This window comes from Paenarthrobacter sp. NPDC056912 (assembly GCF_042786555.1).
Taxonomy (GTDB): Bacteria; Actinomycetota; Actinomycetes; order Actinomycetales; family Micrococcaceae; genus Arthrobacter.
The window spans coordinates 112,517-136,621 of record NZ_JBHUCD010000013.1 but is presented as its reverse complement, the minus strand read 5'-3'; the positions used below and the strand labels follow the sequence as shown (position 1 = coordinate 136,621).

The 24,105-nt window shown below is 64.2% G+C and carries 23 protein-coding genes; 9 read left to right on the top strand and 14 right to left on the bottom strand.

Annotation, left to right across the window (positions count from 1 at the left end):
* Positions 1-123 precede the first annotated feature (123 nt).
* Together ACFRJ9_RS15320 and ACFRJ9_RS15315 are read left to right on the top strand one after the other, a co-directional pair.
* A complete protein-coding gene (locus tag ACFRJ9_RS15320; RefSeq protein WP_377669534.1) occupies positions 124-630 on the top strand; it encodes a histidine kinase in 507 nt (168 codons plus the stop codon).
* Positions 630-1,499 carry a DUF4097 domain-containing protein gene (locus tag ACFRJ9_RS15315; protein ID WP_377669531.1) on the top strand — a complete coding sequence of 290 codons (870 nt, stop codon included), beginning with the start codon at positions 630-632 and terminating at the stop codon, positions 1,497-1,499. Before ACFRJ9_RS15320 ends, ACFRJ9_RS15315 begins: the two co-directional genes overlap by 1 nt.
* Positions 1,500-1,578: 79 nt before the next feature.
* On the opposite strand, the gene ACFRJ9_RS15310 is transcribed toward ACFRJ9_RS15315, so the two are convergent.
* The 3 genes from ACFRJ9_RS15310 to ACFRJ9_RS15300 are packed head-to-tail and all read right to left on the bottom strand — an operon-like array spanning position 1,579 to position 4,121.
* Entirely contained in the window at positions 1,579-2,442 is an 864-nt protein-coding gene (locus tag ACFRJ9_RS15310; protein ID WP_377669529.1) for a metal ABC transporter permease, read from the bottom strand.
* Positions 2,443-2,445: 3 nt separating this feature from the next.
* Positions 2,446-3,180 (bottom strand): metal ABC transporter ATP-binding protein, encoded by a 735-nt coding sequence (locus ACFRJ9_RS15305; RefSeq protein ID WP_377669527.1) that lies wholly within the window; start codon positions 3,178-3,180, stop codon positions 2,446-2,448.
* Positions 3,177-4,121, bottom strand: coding sequence for a metal ABC transporter substrate-binding protein (locus tag ACFRJ9_RS15300; protein ID WP_377669525.1), 945 nt, complete (start codon positions 4,119-4,121; stop codon positions 3,177-3,179). Before ACFRJ9_RS15300 ends, ACFRJ9_RS15305 begins: the two co-directional genes overlap by 4 nt.
* 52 nt (positions 4,122-4,173) lie before the next feature.
* Between ACFRJ9_RS15300 and ACFRJ9_RS15295 the strand changes: the two genes are divergently transcribed.
* From ACFRJ9_RS15295 to ACFRJ9_RS15275, 5 genes are all read left to right on the top strand, one after another.
* On the top strand, positions 4,174-4,902 hold the full coding sequence (locus ACFRJ9_RS15295; RefSeq protein WP_377669523.1) for a CPBP family intramembrane glutamic endopeptidase: 729 nt from the start codon (positions 4,174-4,176) through the stop codon (positions 4,900-4,902).
* Between the two features lie 60 nt (positions 4,903-4,962).
* Positions 4,963-5,400, top strand: coding sequence for a VOC family protein (locus ACFRJ9_RS15290; protein ID WP_377669520.1), 438 nt, complete (start codon positions 4,963-4,965; stop codon positions 5,398-5,400).
* Positions 5,401-5,421: 21 nt separating this feature from the next.
* The gene (locus ACFRJ9_RS15285; RefSeq protein ID WP_377669517.1) at positions 5,422-6,372 is read left to right on the top strand and encodes a 1,4-dihydroxy-2-naphthoyl-CoA synthase; all 951 of its coding nucleotides are present in this window, start codon (positions 5,422-5,424) and stop codon (positions 6,370-6,372) included.
* Positions 6,373-6,380: 8 nt separating this feature from the next.
* Positions 6,381-7,514: an AMP-binding protein gene (locus ACFRJ9_RS15280; protein ID WP_377669515.1), complete on the top strand. Its 1,134-nt coding sequence runs from the start codon at positions 6,381-6,383 to the stop codon at positions 7,512-7,514.
* A gap of 62 nt (positions 7,515-7,576) precedes the next feature.
* Positions 7,577-8,458 carry a 1,4-dihydroxy-2-naphthoate polyprenyltransferase gene (locus tag ACFRJ9_RS15275; protein ID WP_377669513.1) on the top strand — a complete coding sequence of 294 codons (882 nt, stop codon included), beginning with the start codon at positions 7,577-7,579 and terminating at the stop codon, positions 8,456-8,458.
* Positions 8,459-8,519: 61 nt separating this feature from the next.
* Here ACFRJ9_RS15275 and ACFRJ9_RS15270 read toward each other — a convergent pair whose 3' ends face one another.
* Positions 8,520-8,831, bottom strand: a complete 312-nt coding sequence (locus tag ACFRJ9_RS15270; RefSeq protein WP_377669511.1) for a DUF4229 domain-containing protein — start codon at positions 8,829-8,831, stop codon at positions 8,520-8,522.
* Positions 8,832-8,918: 87 nt separating this feature from the next.
* Here ACFRJ9_RS15270 and ACFRJ9_RS15265 point away from each other — a divergent pair, with 87 nt between their 5' ends.
* Positions 8,919-9,353: a PLD nuclease N-terminal domain-containing protein gene (locus tag ACFRJ9_RS15265; RefSeq protein WP_377669509.1), complete on the top strand. Its 435-nt coding sequence runs from the start codon at positions 8,919-8,921 to the stop codon at positions 9,351-9,353.
* Between the two features lie 180 nt (positions 9,354-9,533).
* The gene (locus ACFRJ9_RS15260) at positions 9,534-9,962 is read left to right on the top strand and encodes a hypothetical protein (RefSeq protein WP_377669506.1); all 429 of its coding nucleotides are present in this window, start codon (positions 9,534-9,536) and stop codon (positions 9,960-9,962) included.
* Here the strand turns inward: ACFRJ9_RS15260 and ACFRJ9_RS15255 are convergent.
* The 10 genes from ACFRJ9_RS15255 to ACFRJ9_RS15210 all read right to left on the bottom strand — a co-directional run bounded on the left by ACFRJ9_RS15255 (position 9,943) and on the right by ACFRJ9_RS15210 (position 23,952).
* On the bottom strand, positions 9,943-11,418 hold the full coding sequence (locus tag ACFRJ9_RS15255; RefSeq protein ID WP_377669504.1) for a dynamin family protein: 1,476 nt from the start codon (positions 11,416-11,418) through the stop codon (positions 9,943-9,945). The genes ACFRJ9_RS15260 and ACFRJ9_RS15255 overlap by 20 nt on opposite strands.
* Entirely contained in the window at positions 11,415-13,358 is a 1,944-nt protein-coding gene (locus ACFRJ9_RS15250; RefSeq protein ID WP_377669502.1) for a dynamin family protein, read from the bottom strand. Before ACFRJ9_RS15250 ends, ACFRJ9_RS15255 begins: the two co-directional genes overlap by 4 nt.
* Positions 13,359-13,460: 102 nt before the next feature.
* Positions 13,461-14,774 (bottom strand): IniB N-terminal domain-containing protein, encoded by a 1,314-nt coding sequence (locus tag ACFRJ9_RS15245; protein ID WP_377669500.1) that lies wholly within the window; start codon positions 14,772-14,774, stop codon positions 13,461-13,463.
* 174 nt (positions 14,775-14,948) lie between these two features.
* Positions 14,949-16,982 (bottom strand): LuxR C-terminal-related transcriptional regulator, encoded by a 2,034-nt coding sequence (locus ACFRJ9_RS15240; RefSeq protein ID WP_377669497.1) that lies wholly within the window; start codon positions 16,980-16,982, stop codon positions 14,949-14,951.
* Positions 16,983-16,985: 3 nt separating this feature from the next.
* Complete coding sequence (locus tag ACFRJ9_RS15235; protein WP_377669591.1) at positions 16,986-18,968, bottom strand: Hsp70 family protein; 1,983 nt, start codon at positions 18,966-18,968, stop codon at positions 16,986-16,988.
* 173 nt (positions 18,969-19,141) lie between these two features.
* Positions 19,142-20,209: a c-type cytochrome biogenesis protein CcsB gene (gene ccsB / locus ACFRJ9_RS15230; protein WP_377669495.1), complete on the bottom strand. Its 1,068-nt coding sequence runs from the start codon at positions 20,207-20,209 to the stop codon at positions 19,142-19,144.
* On the bottom strand, positions 20,209-21,918 hold the full coding sequence (locus tag ACFRJ9_RS15225) for a cytochrome c biogenesis protein ResB (protein WP_377669493.1): 1,710 nt from the start codon (positions 21,916-21,918) through the stop codon (positions 20,209-20,211). The genes ccsB and ACFRJ9_RS15225 overlap by 1 nt, the downstream gene beginning before the upstream one ends.
* Entirely contained in the window at positions 21,918-22,673 is a 756-nt protein-coding gene (locus ACFRJ9_RS15220; protein ID WP_377669490.1) for a cytochrome c biogenesis CcdA family protein, read from the bottom strand. The genes ACFRJ9_RS15225 and ACFRJ9_RS15220 overlap by 1 nt, the downstream gene beginning before the upstream one ends.
* Positions 22,674-22,677: 4 nt before the next feature.
* Positions 22,678-23,283 carry a TlpA family protein disulfide reductase gene (locus ACFRJ9_RS15215; RefSeq protein WP_377669488.1) on the bottom strand — a complete coding sequence of 202 codons (606 nt, stop codon included), beginning with the start codon at positions 23,281-23,283 and terminating at the stop codon, positions 22,678-22,680.
* A 3-nt stretch (positions 23,284-23,286) separates the two neighbouring features.
* Entirely contained in the window at positions 23,287-23,952 is a 666-nt protein-coding gene (locus ACFRJ9_RS15210) for a histidine phosphatase family protein (RefSeq protein WP_377669486.1), read from the bottom strand.
* Between the last annotated feature and the right edge of the window lie 153 nt (positions 23,953-24,105).

The following is a 24,105-nucleotide window of genomic DNA, read 5'->3' as shown; positions in this document are numbered from 1 at the left end:
TCAAGACTTCATCGGTCCAGCCTGCCCGGCGGTGGCGGCCGAGTCAAGCAGGGACACCACCATTGACACCACTTTTCCGAAAAATGCATTGTCATGACACCATCCTGGCGTCATAATGGTGTCATGCAACTCAACCAGTACGTCACCACGGTTCGGCACCAACTGGACACCGCCGCCGAAGCTGGCGGCCCCGAGGCCCGGCAACTCAGCGAACGCCTTACGGCCGCCCTCGAATCAACGGTCCGGCTCGTCCTTTTGGAAGCCCTCTCCGACGCCGCCAGAGAGATCACCCTGGAGCTCGCGCCAGGTTCCGTAGAGGTCAGGCTCCGCGGCCGGGACCCGGAATTCGTGGTCAGCAACCCGCCCGGCGGGGACTTCGAGGCAGTCAACGAGCGGTCGGCGACCACTGTGGCGGCTGAAGATTTCGACGGCGCCAGCACCTCACGCACCACGCTTCGGCTTCCCGACCATCTCAAGCAGCAGGTCGAAGAAGCAGCCGGCCAAGACGGCCTTTCCGTGAACTCCTGGCTGGTCCGGGCTGTCGCCGAGGCACTCAACGGCAGCCACTCAAACAAACGCAGCACGCGCCGCGAACCCGGCGAGCAGAACTTCACAGGATGGGCACGCTGATGGCAACTTTCCAGACCCCCCAGCCAATCGTCGTCGTGGTTGATGTCTCCGTCCGCGGGGATGTATGGATCGTGGCCCGCGAGCACCCCGAAACCGAAGTGACGGTCCGTCCCCGCAAGGCCAAGCGAAGCCTGGACGTCAAGATGGCCGAGCAAACCGCGGTGGACTACTCGGATGGCCGCTTGCAGGTGAGGCTTCACCCCGCATTCCGCCACACCTGGTTCAGCGACGGCGGCGCCGTGGAGATCACTGTGGAGGTTCCCATCGGCAGCAGCCTGGAGGTGAAGTCCGCAATGGGAGACCTCCGCTGTGACGGCGAATTCGGCACTGCCGACCTGAAGACCGACTTGGGCCACATCCGCATGGATCACTGCGGGGAGCTCCGGGCCCATACGGACCTTGGCGATGTCACCGTGGAGCGCGTCTCTGGCAGGTCCAGAATCAAGACCGGCTCCGGCAAGATCCGCATCCGGGACATCGACGGAGTTGCCACCATAAAGAACGGCAACGGCAGCACCTACATCTCGCACGCTTCCGGCGAACTCACCGTCAGCGCCGCCAACGGCGACGTCTCCCTGGAAAAGGCTGGCCTATCCACAACAGTCAAAACGTCCACCGGTGACATCACAGTGGGCGAAGTTGCCGCCGGCAGCCTCACGGTCCAGACCGCGGCGGGCAAACTCGCCATCGGAGTCCGTGAGGGCACCGCGGCGTGGCTGGACCTCAACACCAAGTACGGGCGTGTCCGCAACGGACTCGACGCCACCGCAGGTCCGGGAGGGGCCGAGGCGAAAGTGGAGATCCGCGCCCGCAGTGCGTATGGCGACATCGCCGTGACGCGCTCCCCCGTTTCCACCGATCAAGCGTGACACGTCGCCAACCCGCTATGCCGTTGTTGCCCAGCAACGGAACAACGGATTGGCAACGCATTAGCCGAAGAAGCCAAGCTCACGCGGTAGCCATGGCCCGCTTCCGGCGGGCTTTGGCGAGGCGGGTTCCGATGAGTCCTTGTCGGGGGCTGAACAGGTACACGGCAGCGAACACGGTGCCTTGGGTGAGTACCACCATGGCACCGGAGGCTGTGTCCAGGTAGTAGCTGAGGTAGATGCCGGTCATGGAGCACACCACGGAGATGATCGGGGCGATGAGCAGCATGCGGGAGAACCTGTCCGTGAGCAGGTAGGCGGTGGCGCCGGGGATGATCAGCATGGCTACCACCAGGACCACGCCCACGGTTTGCAGCGCGACCACGGAGGTCAGCGCGAGCAGGCCCAGGAGCAGGGCGCCGAGCCGCTTGGGTGAGAGGCCGATCGCGTGGGCGTGGGTGGGATCGAACGCGTAGAGGGTGAGGTCGCGTCGTTTGAGGATCAGGATGGCGAAGGCCACCACGCCCAGGACCACCACCTGGATCAGGTCCGGGACGCTGACGCCCAGCAGGTTCCCGAAGATGATGTGGTTCAGGTCGGTCTGGCTGGGTGTCACGGAGATCAGGACCAGTCCCAGGGCGAACAGCGAGGTGAACACGATGCCGATCGCGGCGTCTTCCTTGACCCGGCTGGTATTCCGCACCACCCCGATCAGCGTGACCGCGATCAGGGCGAACACCAGCGCACCGAGCGCGAACGGCGCACCCACGATGTAGGCCAGCACGACGCCGGGAAGCACCGCGTGCGAGACGGCATCGCCCATCAGGGACCAGCCGATCAGGACCAGCCAGCAGCTCAGGACCGCGCAGACGACCGCGGCGATCGCGGTGGTGGCCAGGGCCCGGACCATGAAGTCATAGCTGAGGGGTTCAAGCAGGAATTCCATGGTCTAGCCCCTGTTCATGACGTCCAGGCCGAAGGCCATGGCAAGGTTCTCTGGTTGCAGCACGGTCTGCGGGCTGCCGTGCATGAGCACCTTGCGCATCAGGAGCACGGCCTCATCGCACAGCTGCGGCAGGGCGTGGAGATCGTGGGTGGAGACCAGGATCGTGGCGCCGTCGGCTGCCAGTTCGCGCAAGAGCCTGGTGATGGTGGCCTCCGAACGCTTATCCACCCCGGCGAACGGCTCGTCCAGCAGCATCATGGTGGCGCCCTGGGCGATGCCGCGGGCCACGAAGGCCCGCTTCTTCTGCCCGCCGGACAATTGCCCGATCTGCCGGTCCGCGAACTCGCTCAGTTCCACCCGTTCCAGAGCATGCTCGACGGCGTCCCGGTCCGCTTTCCGCGGCCGGCGCGTGAATCCCAGGTGCCCGTACCGGCCCATCATCACCACGTCCCGGACAGACAACGGGAAGGCCCAGTCCACGTCCTCGCTCTGGGGAACATAACCGATCCCGGCGTCCTTGCGGATCTTCACCGGCGGCTCTCCATTGATCAACACCCGGCCCGTGTCCGGCTTGACCATACCCATGATCACCTTGAACAGCGTGGACTTGCCCGAGCCGTTCATGCCCACCAGCCCACAGATCCGCGAGTGTTCCAAGGTCAGTGACGCGGAGTCCAGGGCCAGGACCTCACCGTAATGGACCGTGACGTTCTCAACAACGATCCCGGGCGCGCTCATGGCGTTCCTCCGGTCAGGGCCGTGGTGATGACCTTGGCATCATGACGCATGAGGTCAAGGTAGGTGGGAACCGGCCCATCCGCCTCGGACAACGAATCGACGTACAGTGTCCCGCCGAACCTGGCACCGGTGGCACCGACCACCTGCTGCATCGGCGCATCCGAAACCGTGGACTCGCAGAACACCGCCGGCACCTGGTTGTCCTTCACGAACTCGATCGCCCGGGCAATCTGCTGCGGCGTGGCCTGCTGCTCAGCGTTCACCGCCCAAATGTAAACCTCCTTGAGCCCGGCATCACGGGCCAGGTAGGAGAACGCACCCTCACACGTGACCAACGCCCGCTGCTTCACCGACATGACCGACAGTTTGGACACCATCTCATCCTGCACACCCTGCAGCTGCGCGTTGTAGGCGCTGGCGTTGGCCTCGAACTCCGAAGCATGGGCTGGATCCAGCTTGGCGAACGCCTTGGCCATGTTGTCGGCGTAAATCTGGACGTTCCTCGGAGACATCCACGCATGCGGGTTTGGCTTGCCCTGGTAGGAATCCTCCGCGATCGGCATGACCTCCACACCATCGCTCACCACAGCATGGGGCACGTCCAAACCCTCAACGAATTGTGCGAACCACGCCTCGAGGTTGAGACCGTTGTCCAGAATCAGATCAGCCTGGGCGGCCTTGCGGATATCCCCCGGGGTGGGCTCATAGCCGTGGATTTCAGCCCCGGCCTTCGTAATGGACTCCACCCGCAGCCTGTCCCCGGCCACATTCTTGGCCACATCAGCCAACACCGTAAACGTAGTCAACACCACCGGCCTATCATCAGCACCCGCAGAAGAACTCCCCCCACACCCACACACCCCCAACACAAGGGCAATCGAGATCAGGAGAGCAGCGGAACGGTGGACATCTTTGGCGCACCGAAACAAAAAGTTAGGCATACCGAAAATTGTAGCCGGGCGTGGGCAGCCCGGCAAAAGCTACGCTGGTCATATGGGCACCGTTTCCACCACAGCAAATCTGTACCGCTTCACTGCCCTCGATGCCATCGCCGTGGCCGCCTACTTGGGTTTCACTGTTTTCTTCACCTTGGCGGGAGAAACCGTCGAACGGTTGATGCTGCAGTTGATCCCCGACCCGGCCACAGCGTCGTATGCCGTCAACGCGATCTTCTATGCCGGCGTCGGGATCTTTGCCATAGCGTCCGCCTGGCGCGTGGTGGGCCGCGACCTCAAGATTCTTGGCACCCGCCCCTGGTTCACGCTAGGCATGGTTCCGTTGGCCATAGTGGTCATGCTGATTCTCACGGCCATCCTGGTGACGGCGTTCGGCGGTGCGCAGAGCTCCGAGAACCAGGTGGGTATCCAGGGCCTGCTGCAACAAGTACCGGCTTGGCTGATGGTGCCACTCTTGGTGATCCTGGGTCCGTTCGTTGAAGAGTTCCTCTTCCGGCACCTGCTGATCGGCAAGCTGTCGCGGCACGTGAACATCTGGATTTGTTGCGTGATTTCCGTGCTCGTTTTTGCTTCCATCCACGTGATCGGCCGCGAGGGACTGGTGCTGTCCGCCTTGGCGCCGTACTTGGGAATGGCCGTGGTGCTCGTAGCCGTCTATGTGTGGACGGGGAAGAGCCTGATGTTCTCCTACTTTGTCCACGCCGCCAAGAACCTCATGGCCGTGGTGCTCATCTACGCCATTCCGCCGGAACTCCTTCCCAACTAGGACGGAACCTGACCGCAACGCCCTACCCAGCCACCCGCAGCGGTGAATAGCGTGGAGGGCATGACACTGAACATCCAAGTAGTAGTCGATTGCAAAAAGCCCCACGAACTCGCCGATTGGTGGGCCGAGACCCTCGAGTGGACCGTGGAACCCCAGGACGAAGCGTTCATCCGGTCCATGATCGAGCAAGGCTTTGCCGCCGAAGACCAGACCATCACCCACAACGGCAAGCTCGTATGGGCCGAGGGCTGCGCGATCGTGCCCGCCGAGGACTCCGATGCCAAGGCCGGCCGCCGCATCCTGTTCCAGACAGATCCCAACGATAAGACCGTCAAGAACCGGGTGCACTGGGATGTCCGGCTGGAGGGCCGCGACAAGAATCACGTGCGCAAACAGCTTGAGGATCGCGGCGCAAAGCACCTGTGGACCGCCAGCCAGGGACCTCACGAGTGGCACACCATGGCGGACCCGGAAGGCAACGAGTTCTGCATCAGCTAAGGCAATTACTAGACTCGGACTGTGAACAACGATCTCCCTGCCAAGGTTTCCGACGTCTTTGACCCCTCACGCTGGCGCACCGTTTCCGGCTTCGACGATTTCAAGGACATGACCTACCACCGGCAGGTTGAGCGTTCAACGGACGGAACCGTCAAGGACCTCCCCACAGTCCGCATCGCCTTCAACCGCCCCGAGGTCCGCAATGCGTTCCGCCCGGGAACCGTGGACGAGCTCTACCGCGCCATGGACCACGCCCGCATGACCCCGGACGTAGCTACCGTGCTGCTCACGGGTAACGGCCCCTCCGAGAAAGACGGAGGACACTCGTTCTGCTCCGGCGGCGACCAGCGGATCCGCGGCCGTGACGGCTACCGCTACGCCGAAGGCGACACGCAGGAGACCATCGATCCCGCCCGGGCCGGCCGCCTCCACATCCTGGAAGTCCAGCGCCTCATGCGGACCATGCCCAAGGTGGTCATCGCCGTCGTCAATGGCTGGGCAGCGGGCGGCGGCCACTCACTGCACGTGGTCAGCGACCTCACCATCGCCTCGCGCGAGCACGGCAAGTTCAAGCAGACAGACGCCACGGTGGGAAGTTTCGACGCCGGATACGGCTCAGCGCTGCTGGCCCGCCAGATCGGCCAAAAAGCCGCGCGGGAGATCTTCTTCCTGGCCCGCGAATACTCCGCCGATGACATGGTGCGCATGGGCGCCGTGAACGAGGCCGTGGACCACGAGCGGCTCGAGGAAGTGGCGTTGGAGTACGCCTCTGACATTGCCCGCCAGTCCCCGCAGGCCATCCGCATGCTCAAGTTCGCCTTCAATTTGGCCGACGACGGCTTGGCGGGCCAGCAGGTCTTCGCCGGCGAAGCCACCCGGCTGGCCTACATGACCGACGAGGCCGTGGAGGGCAAGGAAGCATTCCTCCAGAAGCGCGACCCCGACTGGTCCAACTTCCCCTACTACTTCTAGGACTCCCCGTGGACATCGATCCCGTACTCAAAGCACTCGCGGCCGCCCTGGAAGGTGAGGGTCCCGCCGTCGAAATCGTCCTGGATGAAAACGGCCAGCCGGAAGCGGTCCCGGTAGAGACCAGCATCGATGACGCTGCCTTGGTGGTCCGTACCTCCGGTTCCACCGGGACCCCGAAGGCAACGGTCCTCACCGTTGACGCCCTCGCCGCCTCCTCCGTGGCCACGGCAATGGCCCTGCGCGGTGAAGGCCAGTGGTTGCTGGCGCTCCCGCTGCAGTACGTGGCCGGCGTCCAGGTCCTGGTGCGCTCCCTCTACGCGGGCACGCGTCCGTGGGTGATGGACCAGACCAACGGTTTCACGCCGGAGGCTTTCACTGCCGCCGCCGAGGAACTCACGGACAAGATCCGCTTCACGTCCTTGGTGCCGACGCAGTTGCAGCGGCTCCTGGACTCGCCTTCTCCGGAGACACTCGCCGTGCTGCGCCGCTTCAACGCGATCCTTTTGGGCGGCGCACCGGCGTCGCCGGATCTGCTGGCTTCCGCCCACGCTGAGGGACTCAAGGTTGTCACCACCTACGGCTCGGCCGAGACCTGCGGCGGGTGCGTGTACGACGGCGAGCCGCTGGACGGCGTCGAGGTCCGGATCGGCGAGGGACCGCTGGAAGGCCGCGTCCTGCTGGGCGGCGACACCGTGGCGGCCGGTTACCTGGCCTCCGGTGATCCGGACGTTTTCTTCGAAGAGGACGGCGTTCGCTGGTACGTGACCGGAGATCTGGGCGAACTTTCCGCCGACGGCACGCTGACCGTGCTGGGCCGCGCCGACGACGTCATCATCACCGGCGGCGTCAAAGCCTCCGCCGCGTACATCCAAGGCAAGCTTGAAGCGCTCGACGGCGTCACGGCGGCTTTCGTGGCTGGTGTCCCCTCGCGCGAGTGGGGCCAGGCCGTGGCAGCCTATGTGGCTGTTGACGACGCAACCCCGGAGGGAATGAGAGGTTTCACTGCCAGGCGCGAAGCAGCCTTGGGCCTTTTGGCGCCCAAAACGGTCCTGGCCACCAACGAACTGATCATGCTGCCCAACGGAAAACCGGACCGGCTGGCCATGATCGACCAGCTTTCCGCGCTGCATCAGGGACAATAGACAAGTTCTCCCTGACAACGACTCTGACTCTAGATCTACGCGAAACACACGAGGTACTGCACGTGGCGACAGCTGCACAATGGATTCAAGGAGCCCGGCTCCGCACACTGCCCGCGGCGATCGCGCCCGTCCTGATCGGTTCGGCAGCGGCTTATGAGCTCCAGGCATTCCGGCTGCCCAACGCGATCCTGGCGGCTCTCGTGGCGCTGCTGCTCCAAATCGGCGTCAACTACGCCAACGATTACTCAGACGGCATCCGCGGAACGGACGAAGACCGCGTAGGTCCCCTGCGCCTGGTCGGATCCGGTGCGGCGAAGCCGGAACAGGTCAAGTGGGCCGCCTTTGCCCTTTTCGGAGCGGCGATGGTCTGCGGCCTGATCCTGGTGATCATCACGCAGACATGGTGGTTGATCCTGGTGGGAATCGGCTGCGTGCTTGCCGCGTGGGGCTACACGGGCGGCAAGAATCCCTACGGCTACATGGGACTGGGCGACGTTTTCGTGTTCGTTTTCTTCGGCCTGGTGGCGACGCTCGGCACTACCTACACCCAAGCCGGGCAGGTCAGCCTTGCTGCCGTGATCGGTGCGATCGGCACCGGGCTGATCGCTTGCGCCCTGCTGATGGCCAACAATGTGCGGGACATTCCCACGGATACAGCGGCCGGCAAGCGAACACTGGCTGTGCGCCTGGGAGACCGCCATGCGCGGGAAAGCTACGTGCTCATGCTGGCCGTCGCCATCCTGCTGGTGATCGTCCTGGCGCCGACCAAACCCTGGATGCTGATCGTGCTGCTGCTGATCCCTGCCTGCCTGATGCCGGCCTGGCTCATGGTCAACGGCAAGAAGCGCAAGAGCCTCATCCCTGTCCTCAAGCAGACAGGCCTGATCAACCTTGGCTACAGCATTTTGTTCTCACTGGGCCTGATCCTGAGCCGCGGCTTCTGAGTCTGCCTATAGCTAACGCCCTTAAGAAACATTCTTAGGGGCGTTAGCTATGAGCGGGATATTAGGAGTGGCCCGGGCGTTTGTCGTTGTTGACGGCGATGTCCGGGTTGTTGTCCACCAAGCCGTCCTCCACGGCGGCGTCTTCAACTTCGCCGGCCGTCCGGATGGGCTTGGCCCGGCCGGAGAAACGCTCCCGCATTGATGCGGTGGCGGCGTCGCGCTGTTTCTGGAAGAACAGGTAGCTGATGGCGAAGGCCATGAGCCCTGCGAAGATGGCTGCCGGCAGTAGGCCCACCTGCAAAAGAGCGAACACAATGAACAACGGCACGAAGAGTGCCAGACGGATGAGGGAATACTTCAGGAAAGCCACCATCCAAGTTTAGCCGTCCCGATGGTTGCACTCTGATCACAGCCAAGAACGGGCGTCCGGGGAACGGCTTCCGGCGACTAGACTTGATGCATGCTCCGGGTTGTAGGCGTCGTCGTGGTCCTTGTTGTCTTCGTCTACGCCTTGGTGGACGTTATCCGCACTGATAAGCACCAGACCAGGGGTATCTCCAAGACAGCCTGGATCGTGGTCATGATCCTCCTGCCCCTGCTGGGCGCTGTTCTTTGGTTCATTTTCGGCCGGCCTTACGGCAAGCCCACGTCCCAGCCGATCCGCCGCCATCCCACCGCCCCGGACGACGACCCCGAGTTCCTCCGCAACCTGGAAGTCCGCCGTCGGAAGCAGGCCGAAGACGAACGGCTGAAGAAACTCAAGGCGGACCTCGAGGCCAAGGAACGCAAGCTCGGGGGTAAGCCGTCTGCCGGCGGGAACACAGCTTCAGGATTCAACTCCGGCGATGCCAAACACGGCGAGCCGGATCCCCATGATACGGACGAGCTGAAGTAGGCGAACATGGCCCAGCAAGCTGATGGTTCACGGCAGTCACCTTCCACCACACCATCAGTCAGCGGGCCCCCAACCACTCCGGCCCCACCGCCCCGACCCGGGATGTCCGTGTCCACGCCGCCACCCATCGCTGTAGTCGTCAGGCCTCCTGGCCCCGCCCGGCTATCCAGGTCCTTATGGGTGGCGAGCTTTATCGCCGGAATCGCCGTGGTGGCCACCTTGTTCCTGGGCCGGGACACGCACTTTGAACGCCTGAAAGGCGTTATCGGGGACATGGTCCCCGACGGCGACGCCCAGGCAATCGAAGGAGCCACCGCCGTGGTCTTCCTCGGAAGCCTGGCCATGCTGGCGCTTGTGGTGGCCATGGAGGCAGTACTGTTGGCGATCACCTTCAAACGCCGCATCTGGGCACGATGGGCACTGGCACCGCTGGTCCTGCTCCACGCCGTGGTCATAGTGATCACAGCCGACTTTGTGGTGGCACCGGGCCCGGACGGATTCCTCACCATATCCCTGTCGGCGGCCCAGTACATCCTTGCCGCGGCCGGACTGATCCTGTTGTTCCTCCCGTCCACCACCGCCTGGCTGCTCAGCGAACGGCGGGCATAGCGGCCAGCATTCCTTCGCAGCTGCGCAGGACAACCCGGCAGGCTTCCACCCCCGACGACTCCGTCAGCGGGTTCTCAGCGATCATGTGCCAGCGGTTCAGGCAGTTGCGGGCGGCGTCGCTGACCTCCTCCGGACCCGCCTCCGGTGCCAGGCCCAGCCGCAGTGCCGGCAGACTGCCGCGACCACCCACCAGCCGTTCAGCTTCCGCGGCGTTTTCTGCGCCCAATGCCACTCCGCCGGTCCGCAGGGCGGCCAAGAGCTTCAGTTCCCGGAATTCATGGGCACCGGCCTGAAGGCGTTCCAAGGCTGCCTCCAGGGGTGCTGCGCGGTCCCCGGGTGAACTGCGCAGCAAGGTCTCCAAGCCGACGACGGCGGCACGGGCCTTGAGTGCGTCGGCCCGCGTCTGGAAGAGGTACGCGATGGTCTCGAGCAGTTGACCGAGGCCGCTGCGCCGCGCCAACTCGTGGGCCAGGGCTGTGGGGCCGTCCAGCCCGCCCCGGATGAGGGCGACACCCAGGCGGATCCCGAACAAGCCAAACCGCTCCACCAACGAAAGCCGGACGTCCCGGCTTAGCTCCGGTGACACGGCGCTCCCTACGAACCTGTCGGCGGACAGCATCATCCGTTCCCACTGCTTCCGGTCCATCCGGGCCAGCAACATCATGGCTTCGAAGTCGGACTGCCGCATGGTTCGCGAACTCTGCGCCAGCAGCCCCGCCACCGGGACCACTCCCAAGGCCAAGGGCTTGAGGTTCTCGTCCCGGCTGTACCGGTCGGCGATCACAGCGGCGGATATGAGCGAATCGATCCTTCCGGCACCGATCTCGTCCGCCCTGGACAGGACCGCCAGGGCGTTGACTGTCCCGGACTGCCCGGCGGAAGTGTCCTTGAAGGACTCCAGGAACCGGACATCGGAAGCGTGCAGGTGCCGCATCAGGTAAATGACCGCGTCCGCAGCCGTGGGGGCATCTTCCGGAAGCAGGAAGGCCGTAGCCCGTCCGGAGACGTCCTGCGACAACGAGGCTATTCCGGGCGTATCGATCAAGGTGAGCTCCCGGAGGCTGGCCGAGGGCCAGTCCACTACCAGCCGCTCCACGTCTTCCGCCTGGATGTCCCCCAATAAGAAAACCAGGCGGCCATCCTCACGGGTGACAGGAAGTTGCCGAGGCTCACCCATCAACGGGATGAGGGTGATCCGCGGAGTGTGTCCGTACCGGTACCAGGTGACGATCCTGGTGCACTCCCCGGCGTCGGTGGGAGCTATTTCCTCGCCGATGATCGCATTCAGGAGGGTGGATTTTCCGGCTTTGACCATTCCCGCCACTGCGATACGGAGGGGTCCGGCCAGCCGCCCCTCAAGCTCGTCGAGTACCGCGAGCGCTGCTGCGTCATCGTGGAAGACTTCCCTTGCTTGCCGGAGCAGCCCGGCCGCTCCGACGATGCCCGATTCACTCATCCGGCCGGGACCGCCGACGAGTTTTGAACGCCTTCTTGCTGCCTGGCTTGTTGGTCCGGCGGAGTACTTTTCTGCAGTTCCATTGCCGCGGCGGCCAGGGCATCAACCTTCTTCAGTTCTGCCCTGATGTCCTTGATCCGGAGTTCGCGCTCCACGGCGTAGGTGGCGGCGGCCTTCTGGGCAGCTGTCACGGAGTCAGTGAGGGACCGGTGGTGTTCTTCCGCGATTTCCGTGAAATGGTCACGGGTTGAGCGCTGCACCAGCCGCAGCCTGTCTTTGAGTTGCTTTCCTACTTGGAACACCACATCATCGACTTGCCTGCGGACCAGGGCTTTGGCTTCGGCTTGGCGGCGCTTGAGCCGGGCTTCCTTCTCTTCCCTGAACGCCTTGCGGCCCAGCATGAGCCCCGCTCCAACGGAGAGGGGGTTGATCAGGGCCATTCCGAAGATGCCGGTCAGCAGGCCGAACATGAGTACACCTCCATAGGAACCGCGCATTCCGATCAGGATCTTCTGGAGTGCCCCCATCCGGCCATCCTCCATTCCGGGCATGTCCCCCACAGGATCCAGGACGCCACCGGTATCGGCCACCGGCATCACCGGCAGGGCGACTTCAGCTTCGGAGAAGTGCTCGGCAACCTGGGCTGCGAGCCATTGCGCACGTTCGCTGGTCCACACAAAGGTGTCCGAAACGGCAGCGGCTGCGCTCTGCTCCAGCCATTGTGAGAACTGCTCCCAGGCGGGTCCCGGGTCTCCTTGGTCAATGGCAGCCTCGGCGTCGCGCTGGATCCGCCGGAGCCTGTCCCTGAGGTCATACTCCATATCGGCAATCAGGTCGCCGATGCCGTCGTTGAGTGTTGTTTGCCAGCGGGCCGACCTTTTCCGGAGCGCGTCGGCTTCCTGCTTGGCGGACTGCAGTCCCGCGATCATTTGGGGAGTGCCTTCCGGATTTTCCAGGGCCTCCAGTTCGGATTGGAGTGAGAGTCGCAGGTGTTCGGTGACGGACAGGAGGTCGTGGCTGACCGAGCGGCGCTGGTTCCGTGCAGCCGCTCCGACCACCTCGTCCCGCAGGTACGCTACCAGCGTTGGAAAGCCTGACTCGGCGTTCAGCTCCTTGTCCTGCAATCTCGCGGCCTGCAGGCGGAGTTCTGACGAGACGGGCAGGAGGGCAATGCCCGGACCCACGTCGGAGAGGTGCTTCCGGTCTAGCTCAGCGATCTGACGCCACCCGGGATAGAGGTCGGTCTTGGAGAGGATGCACATCACGTTGGGGCTCACCCGCATTGCCTGGCGGAGGAAGCGGACCTCGGGTTCGGTGTATTCCTGCGAGGCGTCGGAAACGAACACCATCGCGTGCGCCGACGGCAAGGCAGTCAGGGTAGTCAGGGTATGGGTGGAACCCAGTCCACCCACTCCGGGGGAATCGATGATCGAGAGCCCTCCGGAAAGGATCTGCCGGGGCAAGGAGACCTCAGCCGCTACGAGGTTTTTGGAGTTACCCGGGTTGCCGGACTCCGAGACGTAGGCGGCAAGCTCGTCGAGCTTGATGGGCCGGCGTTCAAGCTGAGGGTCGGCACCCGCCAACTCAGTTCCGAAAGCCGGTAGGGACTCCGTTTCTGCGCTGGACTTCGGACTGCTGTCTGCGGCAGACCCGTCTGCAGGGACCAGCACCAGGGCCGAGGCCGGATCGCCGTACTTGACCACTGTGGGCACCGACGTAGCGATGTCGTCATCAACCGGGCACACGGGCGCGTTGACAAGGGCATTAATGAGTTGACTCTTGCCTTGCTTGAATTCGCCCACGACGATGACGCGAACGCTTGGGTCCAGGAGACGACGGCGGGTGAGTTCCAGTCGTCGTCGAAGGTCGTTCCTGTCTCCGGCCCCCACCAGGTCGATGCCCTGTTCCACCAGGGTGGTTATGCGCGCCGTCTCCGCCACAGTCTGTCCTTTGCTCGGTGCCACTGGAGGGGGATTCCCGGGAAGTGCCCGGCAGAGGGTTATCCCTGCCGGGCACTGCTGGGGCTATCCGGATGGAAGCGACTACATAGGAGGTGGCGGCGGGCCGGCGGGACCGCCGTCGAGATCCACATCCACGTCGTTGTCGGCCACCACAATCGAATCGTCGATGTCGTTGAATTCGAGTTCGTTGTCCTCGATGTTGGTGTAGTCCACGTCCAGCTCGTTGTCCGCGACCACAATGCTGTCCTGGATATTGGTCAGCTCGACGTCCACGTCACCAACCGTGACATCCGTGGAGCTGTCGTTGAAGGAGTCGTTCACGGAGTTGTTGGAGTTGTCCGTGTTAGTGGTGGTGGTAGTAGTGGTTGTCGGGTTCGAGGAGTTGTCGTTGAACGAGTCAGCGATGTTCACCGAGTTGTCCGAATTGTCCGAGTGGTCGGAGTTGTCCGAATTGTCGGAGTTATCAACGGAGTTGTCGGAATTGTCCGAGTTATCGGAATTATCCGAGTTGTCGTTGAACGAATCCGAAACATTGACGGAGTGGTCCGAGTTGTCCGTCGAACTGTCCTCGTTGAACGAATCCTCGATGTCCACATCCAAGTCAACATCAGTGTTGTACGAGTCCTTGATGGTGGAGTGGTCGTCGTTGTAGGTAGTAGTGGTTGTGGTGTTGCCCGAATCCTTGACGTCATCGCCGGCAGCAATGGCACCATCGCCGGAGGCAACCACGGCATCCTGGTTGAACAGCTGGGTGACATCGCCGTCGGCCCAGATGTTCTGGTTGACCGACTGGTCGGTGATCGTGTCGCGGTCATCGATATTGGTGGTGTAGGAGTAGTTGTTCACCACGTGGATGAGCTGCTGGACTGCGTGGGCGTGGTCCTCGTGGTCTCCGCCACCGCCGCCACCGCCGCCCCAGCCGCCGTGGTCGTCGTCGTCATCGGGGCGTCCGCCACCACCGCCATGGCCGTGATCGTCATCATCGTCCCAGCCGCCGGTGTTGCCATTGCCGCCGCCGTGGCCGTGGTCGTCGTCGTCGTCATCGGGGCGTCCGCCACCACCGCCATGGCCGTGATCGTCATCATCGTCCCAGCCGCCGGTGTTGCCATTGCCGCCACCATGGGAAGGAGCGGGGTGTCCGCCGGCAGCGCCGCCGCCACCGGTGGACGCGTGGTTGCCGCCGGTGTTGTATTCGCGGTCGAACGACGAACGCGCATTGATGGGCGCGTAGTCCAGGACTACCGGGCGAACGGCGTCCACGTCGGCCGAGGAAACATCGCGAAGGCCGGCAGCGGCGAGGGCCGCCTCCGGGTCGCGCACAAACTCCTCGGCTGCATCAGGATCGTTGAACAGGCTCATCAGGAACTGCACGAGCTGTTGTGCGAGTGTTGGCATTTGAATGCTCCCTCAAATTCTGTGGTGGGTGGTAAATGGCCCGGCGCCTTTGCCGGGCTCCCCTTCAACGTATGACCGTTGCCGCGTACGGGGCATCGGGGGCGGTCCCCCTACCAGTTGCCCCACCGTTAGGGGTGCGGCGGTTTTTGGTTAGGGGGTTGAGGTAGTGGGCGGTCACGGAGGGGGGTACCCCTCCCCTAATGCCAGGCGCAGCCGCACCAGCAGTTCGGAACGGTTTTCTGCGCCGAGTCGCCGGCGCATCCGGGCCACATGGTGTTCTGCCGTGCGTGGCGAGATGTAGATGGCCTCGCCGATCTCGCGGTAGGTCTTGCCCTCCAGGAGGAGCTTTGCCACTTCACGCTCTCGGAGGCTCAGCCCGGACGGGTCCGGAGTACCCCCACCGTCCACCACCGGCTGGGTGGGTGCATCCTGGTGCTGGTTTTCGGCTCGCTCCGAACCCGGCGCGGCGGGGCCATTGGCTTGCGGGTGGATGTCCCTGGCACAGGCCAGCAGCCGCACCATGTCCCGGCGCTCGGATGCGTGCGCGGCCGCGTGGCCTGCCAGCCGCGCCCCTTCCCAGGGCATCCCGACGGCGGACAGGCCACGGGCGGCTGTTTCGACGTCGGACGCTTCAAACCTGCTGGCCAGGACGGAAACCCATGCCTTTCCTCCTGCGGCGAGGACGGATGCCAAATGGCTGTGCTCGGAGGCGCGCACCAATGCTGCCGCGTGCGGGGCGAGCTCCGCCGGGCTTTCGCCCAACAACGCTGCCTGCACGGCGGCCCAATGCAGCGGTACGGACCACAACGGCGGATTTTCCAACCGGGCAAGAAGGTCCCAGGCGCCCGCCAGGTAGTGCGAAACGCGCGGGGTTTCCCGTAGCCGGGCTGCGGCAATCATCATTTCGCCCCACGGCAGCAGGCTGTAGAGGTCCACCGCCACGTGCATCATGGCCTCGCGGGCCCGGTCCCATGCGAGCACCAGCTCGTGCACTTCGCCGCCACGGCGTGCCAGGCCGACCTCCAGTGCGGCCAGCAGGAAGCCGTCCCGGGGCGCCAGGCTCCAGTGGTTCGCCTTGACGGCCTCGTTGATGGCCAAGCGCGCGTCATCGGCGTTGTCCTGCTGCATCGAGGACCAAGCCAGCAGCAGGAAGAGCCTGGGCCGCGCTGCATCGCCTCCCTGCCCGGCAGCTATCGCGGCTTTGAGGACGGTGTCCGCCGCGGCCGGTTCCCCGCTGTGGAGGGCGCACAGGGCGGCCAAGGCTGCCGGGGTCTCTGGCAGTGGAATGGCAGCACCGGAGGCGTTCATCATGTCCGAAGCCCTGATGAGCTCCGGCAGGGCAAGTTGGGGCGTGTGCCCCAACGTCCGTCCGAGTCCCTGCTGCGTCAGGGACAAAGCCACCGCTAGAAGCGTGGGCGATCCGGACGAGGATCCGGCTTCCAGGGCTTCTTCGGCCCCGGCTCTGTTGCCCGAACCGATCATGGCAACAGCTGCCTGCGCGGCGGAGCCACCCATCCGGGCAGTACCCAGCCAGCTGTAGGTGTCCGCGGCCCGGGACAGCATTCCGCGCTGAGCCCATACCGCTGCCGCCACATCGACGCCGAGGCTAAGCCCAGGCGGGTCGGGCATGGCCAGGAGGCGGTCCACCAACCTGCCTGCTGTGTCCAGGTCCCCTGTTGCTGCGGCCGCCTGTGCACGCCGCGCGGCGCTGCTTAGCTCTCCTCCCCCGGCCTGGACGGCCTCCGCATAGAGCTCGGCGGCCAATTGTGGATCAGAATCCACCACGTTGTCCGCTGCCGCTCCCAGCTCCTCTACGACGCGAGAGTCCTGGAGCCCGCTGCGGGCCAGCTCGCGGGCGACCTCGCCCAAAAGCCGCCCCTGGCCCAGGATCGTGTCCACCAACTCTTTTTGGAGGGCATGGACATACGGCATCGGTGTGCTGCTCAGGAGGGAGAACTGCACCGTACCGGCAACTGAGCCGTCCGCCAGCAACAGTCCAGCGTTCCTCGCCGCGGCAATGACCCGCTCCAGGTCGCCACGGTCCGCAAGTCGCCCGGGGAGCGGCGACGGCAGGGCGAAACCAACGGACAACGCGAGGAGCAGCTCACGGACGGTGTCTTGGTCTGCTGCCAGATCCCGCGCGGAATCAGGGACCGGATCTTGGGCAGGAAAGAACTCGCGGAATGAGTCATGCTCATACCCCGTCATGGCCTACACCGCCAAGGACTGCGTCGGATCCGTGGGAGAACTTTCTGTCACCGTCGGCGACGGCACAGGAACAGGATCCGCAGAGGGAGTCACGGGTGCAGGCTCAATCGTTGCGGATGGTTCAGGCTGCGGAACTGTCGGCTCCGGCGACGGCGTCACCGGGTCCGCCGGAGTGGTGGGTGGTGTGGTGGCGGGTGGCGTGGTGGGTTCGGGGACCGGAGGCGGGGTTGCCGGTCCGGTAGCAGCGCCTCCTGTGGGCTGCGGGGCCGGCGTAGTGGCCGGCGTAGTGGCCGGGGGCTGGGACGGAGCCGGTGTGGAAGAGCCAGGTGTCGTCGTCGGGGTTCCAGCCGCGGGAGATGCGGGACTTGCGGCACCGCTTGTTCCTGCGGGTGCAGCACCTGTTCCACCGACGGCAGCCCCGGAACTGGATGGACCGCTCACGGCCCCTGTGCCCGTGGCCGCGGTTCCCTGCTTGGCCGGTGTCCGGCCGGTGGCCGTCCCCGCTCTCGCAACTCCTGCCCGGGCACTGGCCTCAAGTCCCGCCGTCGGTTTGCCACCTGCAGGCGATGTTGCGGCAGGGGCGCCGCCAGCGTTGGTGGCCTGCGCCGGGGCAGCCTGTGACCCGCCGTCGCGCATGACATCGGCCGCTTGGGAATCGAACATCGACGCGAGCAATCCCGTACCTTCGGGGCTCTGCGCTGCGGTAGCCGTGACAACTGTCAGCACAGTGGCGGCCGCGGCGGCCGCAGCCGTCATGCGAACGCGTGGCCGCGGCCCATGCTTGGGCTTGACTGGCCCGGCTTTAGGGGCAGGCAACGCGCGCAGTGGCCGGGCCACATGCGGCCGGGCCGCCTCCTTCGCTGCAGCAGCGGCGTCCCGCGCTTCTTTCGCATCCACGGCAGCCAGGCCGTTTGAGCGCAGGCCGGCTATGGCAGCGCCAAGGCAGATGGACGACTTCGGATCGGCGTCGACTGCGATCGGCCGGTCCAGTTCCACTGAAATCAGTTCAGCCACCAGCGGGATGCGCGACGAACCACCGATCAACAACACAGCGCTGAGGTCCTGCGGCTCAAGGCGGATGCTCCGCAGGCTGCGCTCCAGGGCATCCACGGTGCTGCGGACGGGTTCTTCTATCATCGCCTCGAATTCGGACCGCACCAGACGCACCGATTGCTGCGTGCCGGGAAGGGCAACCGCTACGCTCGCTTCGCTGTCCAGGGATAGCGCTTCCTTGGCCTCCCGGCACTCCCGCCGCAGCCTCGACAGGGCGGCCAGCGTCGCAGGTGCCTGGGGGTCGAGGTCCGTGGCGCCGGCGACGAAACCCAAGACGTGACGCAACACAGCGGCATCGAAATCAGCGCCGCCGAGCGTTTCAATGCCGTCCGGACGGCCAAGAAGTTCGAAGTTTCCGGCGCTTGCCTTTCGCAGGACCGCGGTGTCGAAAGTTCCGCCGCCGAGATCGTACACAGCGATGATGCTGCCGTCATCCACTCGGGTTTGGGACGCGTAGTGCACGGCTGCCGCAACAGGTTCGCTGATCAAGGTGACAGCCGGCAAGCCGGCAACGTTCAGCGCCGCGAGGACCACCGAGGTCCGGTGCTGACCCCATGCGGCGGGGTACGTCATCATGATCGACGACGGCGGGACTCCCTCGCGCTCTTCGGCCCGGTCCACCACCCATCGGGCCAACGTGGCATAGACGTCCTCCGGCGCCAACCATCCCTCGCCCACGGCGAGGGGCACCGAGTCTCCGATGCGGCGTTTAAACTCCCGAACCATTCGCTGGGGATCGTCTAGGCCGCGGCGCTCGGCTCCTTCCCCTACCAAAACCCGGCCGTCCGCTGCGTAGAACAACACTGAAGGCACAGCGCTGCCGTGCAGTCCCAAAGGGAGGATTTCGGGTGTAGGGGTTGGACTCTGGTCAGGCTTAACCAGGGCTGCTGCGGTAAAACTTGTCCCGACGTCAATGGCGAGAACATAGTTCATGGTTACCTCGAAAAGAACGCGCGCGTCGCTAGCGGGCTGCATCACAAGCGGGTTCTGAACAAGTTAGCACCTGCCTTGGACAGGCAAAAGGCTTAATTGCTGCACCGGATTGCCCTGATCGGGGCAGGCACCGGAGGCAGGGAGCAACGCCCCTGCTCAGGGCCGGAAAGGGCTCAGAGGCCCGAGTAGGAATGCAATCCTTGGAAGACCGTGTTCACGAGCGTGAAGTTGATGATGACGCAGGCGTAGCCAACAATCGACAACCATGCTGCGCGGGTTCCCGTCCAGCCACGCGTGGCACGCGCGTGCAGGTAGCCTGCGTAAACCACCCAGATCACGAAGGTCCAGACCTCCTTGGGATCCCAACCCCAGAACCGGCCCCAGGCCTTTTCGGCCCAAATGGCTCCGAACATGAGCGTGAACGTCCAGCCAATGAAGGCAATCGCGTTGATGCGGTAGGACAGGTTTTCCAGGCTCAGCGCGTTGGGGACCAGGCGCATGAAGCTGAGCTTGTCCGGACGGCCGGCGGTGAGGGCCTTCTGCCGGTGGGACTGCACCAGCTGCAGTGCGGACATCAGGAATGTGAGGGTGAACAAGGCCGAGGACAGCACGGCGATGGACACATGGATGATCAGCCAGTAACTCTGCAGGGCCGGAACCAGGTGGCCCACCGGGGTCCAGAAGGAAACGGAGGCCGCCACCAGCATGATGATGGCCAGGCCCAGCACGAACGTACCCAGGAACCGCAAGTCGCGGCGGATGAGCGCGACGAGGAAGACGGCAACCGCAACGAACGCGCCGGTGGTGAGGAACTCGTACATGTTGCCCCACGGCACGCGTCCGGCACCCAGTGCACGGGTCACCACGCCCGCGGCGTGGATCAGCACGCCCAGGACCGTTAAAGCCACGGCGACGCGGGCGGGAACGCGACGCTCGGCCGCGTACTTCATGTCGCCTGCTGCGGTGCCGTTCTCAACGGTGAGGCCCGACGTCGGACGCTCGGCACGGCCAGCCGGCCCACCGGCGTCGGAACTACGCTGGCCTCCGCTGACGCGACCCGCGGCAACTGTCACCTTCTCAGTAGCGGCGCTTGCCGCAGCCTTGAGGTCCACAGCGTGGAACGTCTTGCTGCTCTTGGCCAGGTCCCAGGCAAAGGCGATGAACGCCACGGTGTACGTGCCGGCGGCCAACAGCATGAACAGCTCGCTGTACTGGCCCAGGGTTTCGTTGATGACGGGCATTACTGGTCCTTCGAGGTTGAGGAAGAGACGGTGTCGGTTGTATCCGGGTCGCCGGAGATGTGCCATTCCCGGGCGAAGAGTTCTCGGAGGGCTGCGGCTTCGCCGGCCAGACGGTGGTCTTCACCGCGTGCCAGCAAGCCGTACTCCACCATGGTGCGGCCATCCTCGTGCGTTCCGGTGCGGACCCAAACACGGCGGCGGTTGACGTAAAGGGAGATCACCAGGCCGCCGACCGCCAGGAGACCGAAGATCAGGGCGTACAGCTGGCCGGGGTTGTGGTGGACGTCCACGCCAATGTACTTCTTGACGCCGTCGAAGGTGATGCTGCCTTTGCCTTCGGGCAGGGTGTAGGTGGCGCCGGGAACCAAGGTGATGCCGCCGGCCTCAAGGTCCCGGCCGTTGAGCTGCTTGAGGTTCTTGACGTCCAGTTCGAAGACGTTCTGGGGTACGCCCTTATCCAGGCCGAGGTCACCGTAGAACGAGTTCAGGCTCAACTGCGGGTTGATGAGTTCAGGATCGCCGCTGAAGGAAATGCCCTCGTCGGTCACGAATGCCGTGGGCAGGAAGAAGCCCACGAATCCGAGTTGTTCAGGCTTGCCGTCCGGAACCTTGATGACCACTGAGGAGTAGTAGTTGTCGCCCTGAACCTTGGCCGTTACCGGACCTTGCAGCGCGATGTTGCCCTCGCCGTCGCGGACCGTCACCACGGGTGCGTAGCCGTTACCGGTGAGGTAGAGGCTGGTGCCGCCCAGGCTGATGGGGTCGTTGACCTTGAGAACTTCCTTCTTCGCGGGCGAGTCCGGAGTTTCCTTGGTGGTGACGTCAGCGGTGTAATCGATGGGCTGGCCGAACTTCTTGGGCGATTCGCGGTCGAACTTGGCCTCGAACTTATCCAATTGGATGGAGTACGGCTGGAGCCAGCTGCTCTGGAAGTTAGTGCCCGGCGTGAATTGGTCGTAGCCCACCAAGGTATTGACGAACGTGTCGCCCTCCACCAGGATGCGCTGGCCGCTGTAGCCAAACAGACCGCCAATGGCCACGGAAACCAGCACGCCAATCAGCGATGTGTGGAACACCAGGTTGCCCATTTCCTTCAGGAAGCCGCGCTCGGCTCCCAGGGACGGCAGGTCGCCGTCGGCATCCCTGACCTCCACGCGGTAGCCGCGCTTCTTGAGCAGTCCAGCGGCATCGTTGATAGCCTTCGACGCCGGGATCCCGGCGTCGGCGGGCAGCGCGAGTGTGCCGTACTCCGGCAAGCGCGAAAGGCGCTTGGGCGTGCGCGGAGGCTGCGACTTCATCGCCTTGTAGTGGGCGATGGCGCGCGGAGTGACACAGCCGATCAGGGAGACGAAAAGCAGGATGTAGATGGCAGAGAACCACGCCGACGAGTAGACGTCGTAGAGCTGGAGCGCATCAAAAATCGGGCCGAAGGTCGGGTCTTCTTTGATTCGCTGGGCGACGATTGCCGGATTGGCGGACCGCTGCGGGAATGCTGGCAGAGACCCGGGGACCGCCGCAACTGCGAGGAGCACAAGCAGGAAAAGGGCCGTACGCATGCTGGTCAGCTGCGTCCAAGCCCAACGGAGCATGCCCTTGAAACCGAGTGCGGGCAGCGCGGCCTCGGACTTGGCTTGCTGGAGTTTTCCGTCCGCTGTGGTGGTGCTTTCAGCGGCTGGGGACTTCTTCTTGGCTTTCACGGACTCGCTCATCAGATCGGCAACTTCACATCGGTTTGGAACCAGTACTGCAACTCGGTCACCCAGGTTCCCCACACTCCGGTGGCCATCAGGATGCCGAGCAAAATCAGGATGCCTCCGCCGATCCGCTGAATAGCCAGGCGGTGCTTGCGGAAGAAGGACATAACGCCCATGCCCCGGCGGACAGCCAAGGCGATCAGGAGGAACGGGATGCCCAGGCCAAGGCTGTAAATGAACGCCAGCAGCGCCCCCTTGGCCGCCGACGATCCGCCGGACAAGCTCAGCAACTGTACCGCGGAGTACGTGGGCCCGATACAAGGAGCCCACCCGAGGCCGAACGTCAGCCCCAGCAGCGGAGCACCCCACAAGCCTGCGGGCGGCTTGGCATGGATTTTCGCGTCACGCTGCAGCCAGCTGAAACCGCCCATGAAGACAACGCCCATGATGATCACCACAACGCCCAGCCATTGCGTGATCCACGCGTTCTGAGGACCGGTCAGGAGCGTGCCGAGTTGACCGAAGGCGCCCCCAAGCAGGACAAAAATCACAGAGAAACCCAGGACGAACAGGCCGATGCCGGCCAGCATGCGGCCACGCCGCTGCTTCTGGAGGTCGACGCCGGTCAGTCCGGTGACGTAGCCCAGGTAACCGGGGACAAGGGGCAGCACGCACGGCGAAAGGAACGAGACGAGCCCGGCCAGCAGCGCCACCGGCACGGCCAGCAGCAGTGATCCGTTGAGGATCGTCTCGGCGAAGGGACTGTTCATGGGGTTACTCGGCCACTGCGGAGGTGATGAGGGCCTTCAGGGTGCTCTTCTCGATTTCGCCAAGCACACGGGAGGCAACCTTGCCCTCTTTATCCAGGACCAAAGTGGTGGGTACTGCGCCCGGAGGCACTATGCCGGACACGGACAAGAGCACAGCCCCGTCCTTGTCATTGAAGCTTGGGTAGGTCAGGTTGAAAGTCTTGTCGAACGCCTCGGCGGTGGCTTTCTCGTCCCGTAGGTTCACTCCGAAGAACTGCACGCCCTGGTCCTTGAAATCCAGGTGCAGGGCCTCAAGCTGCGGTGCTTCAACCCGACAGGGAGCACACGCTGCGAACCAGAAGTTCAGGACGGTCACTTTACCCAGGAGGTCCTCGGGCTTGACGGTGGAACCGTTGAAGAGCGTGCCCTTCAGTGCCACGGGAGCGGAGCGGTCGGCCTTGGCGAATTCCGTGACGGAACCGTCTCCGGCTACGTAGTTCTTGTTGTCGCCCTTCTTTGCCTGTGCGGCCAAGGAATCTTCCTGGGCACACGCGGACAACCCCATGGTCAGTCCGGCCAGCAGGACGCCGCCGGCTGTGAGTACGCCGCGCCGGGAAAGGTTGTTCTCCATCTTCTATGCCCCCGGAGTCGAGGCGGCACCGGGAAGCAGTACGGCAGCAGGCTCGCTGTAGTCGACGCGCACAATCTTGCCGTCGTCGTCGAACACCAGGGAGGTCAGCGAGGTGAGGGTGCACTCGCGTTTGCGGGGATCGTGCGCCAAACGGCGTCCTTCCGCCGTCAACCGGGTTGCCCAGATGGGCAGTTGGTGGCTGACCAAGATGGCCTCGGCGCCGTCGCCGCCCAGGTCGATGGCCTTGAGCCGGGCATCCTCCACGGCGGCAAGAACACGGGCAGCCTGTTCCTTATAAGGTTCGCCCCAGGACGGCCGCATGGGGTTGCGGAAGTAGGGCCAGTGCTTCGGCTTCAGGAACTCACTCTTGGTGGGGTGCAGCCCTTGGAAGTGGTTCTCGGCTTCGATGATCCGCGGCTCGGTGTGGATCTCAAGGTTCAGTGCCTCTGACGTGGGCATGGCTGTCTCTTGGGCGCGCGTCAGCGGCGAGGCTGCCAAGTGGACAATCTTGGCGCCCTCGTTGGCGCGGGCCACGAAGTGGTCGGCCAGCATCCGGGCCATCTCCCGGCCGCGTTCGGAGAGGTGGAATTCAGGCAGCCGACCGTAAAGGACGCCATCGGGATTGTGGACCTCGCCATGGCGAAGCAGATGGACAGTTGCTTGGGGCATGTTTACCAGTTTCTCAAAGAAGCGGGGCGATCCGAAATCTTCTACCGCTAGTAGAACTCAAAGTTTTCCGAAAATGTTCCGTGGAGTTGGAATAAAAGATGCATATGCATGTTTATACTAGACACGAAGCTCGGTTGACGCTTCAAGTAACCA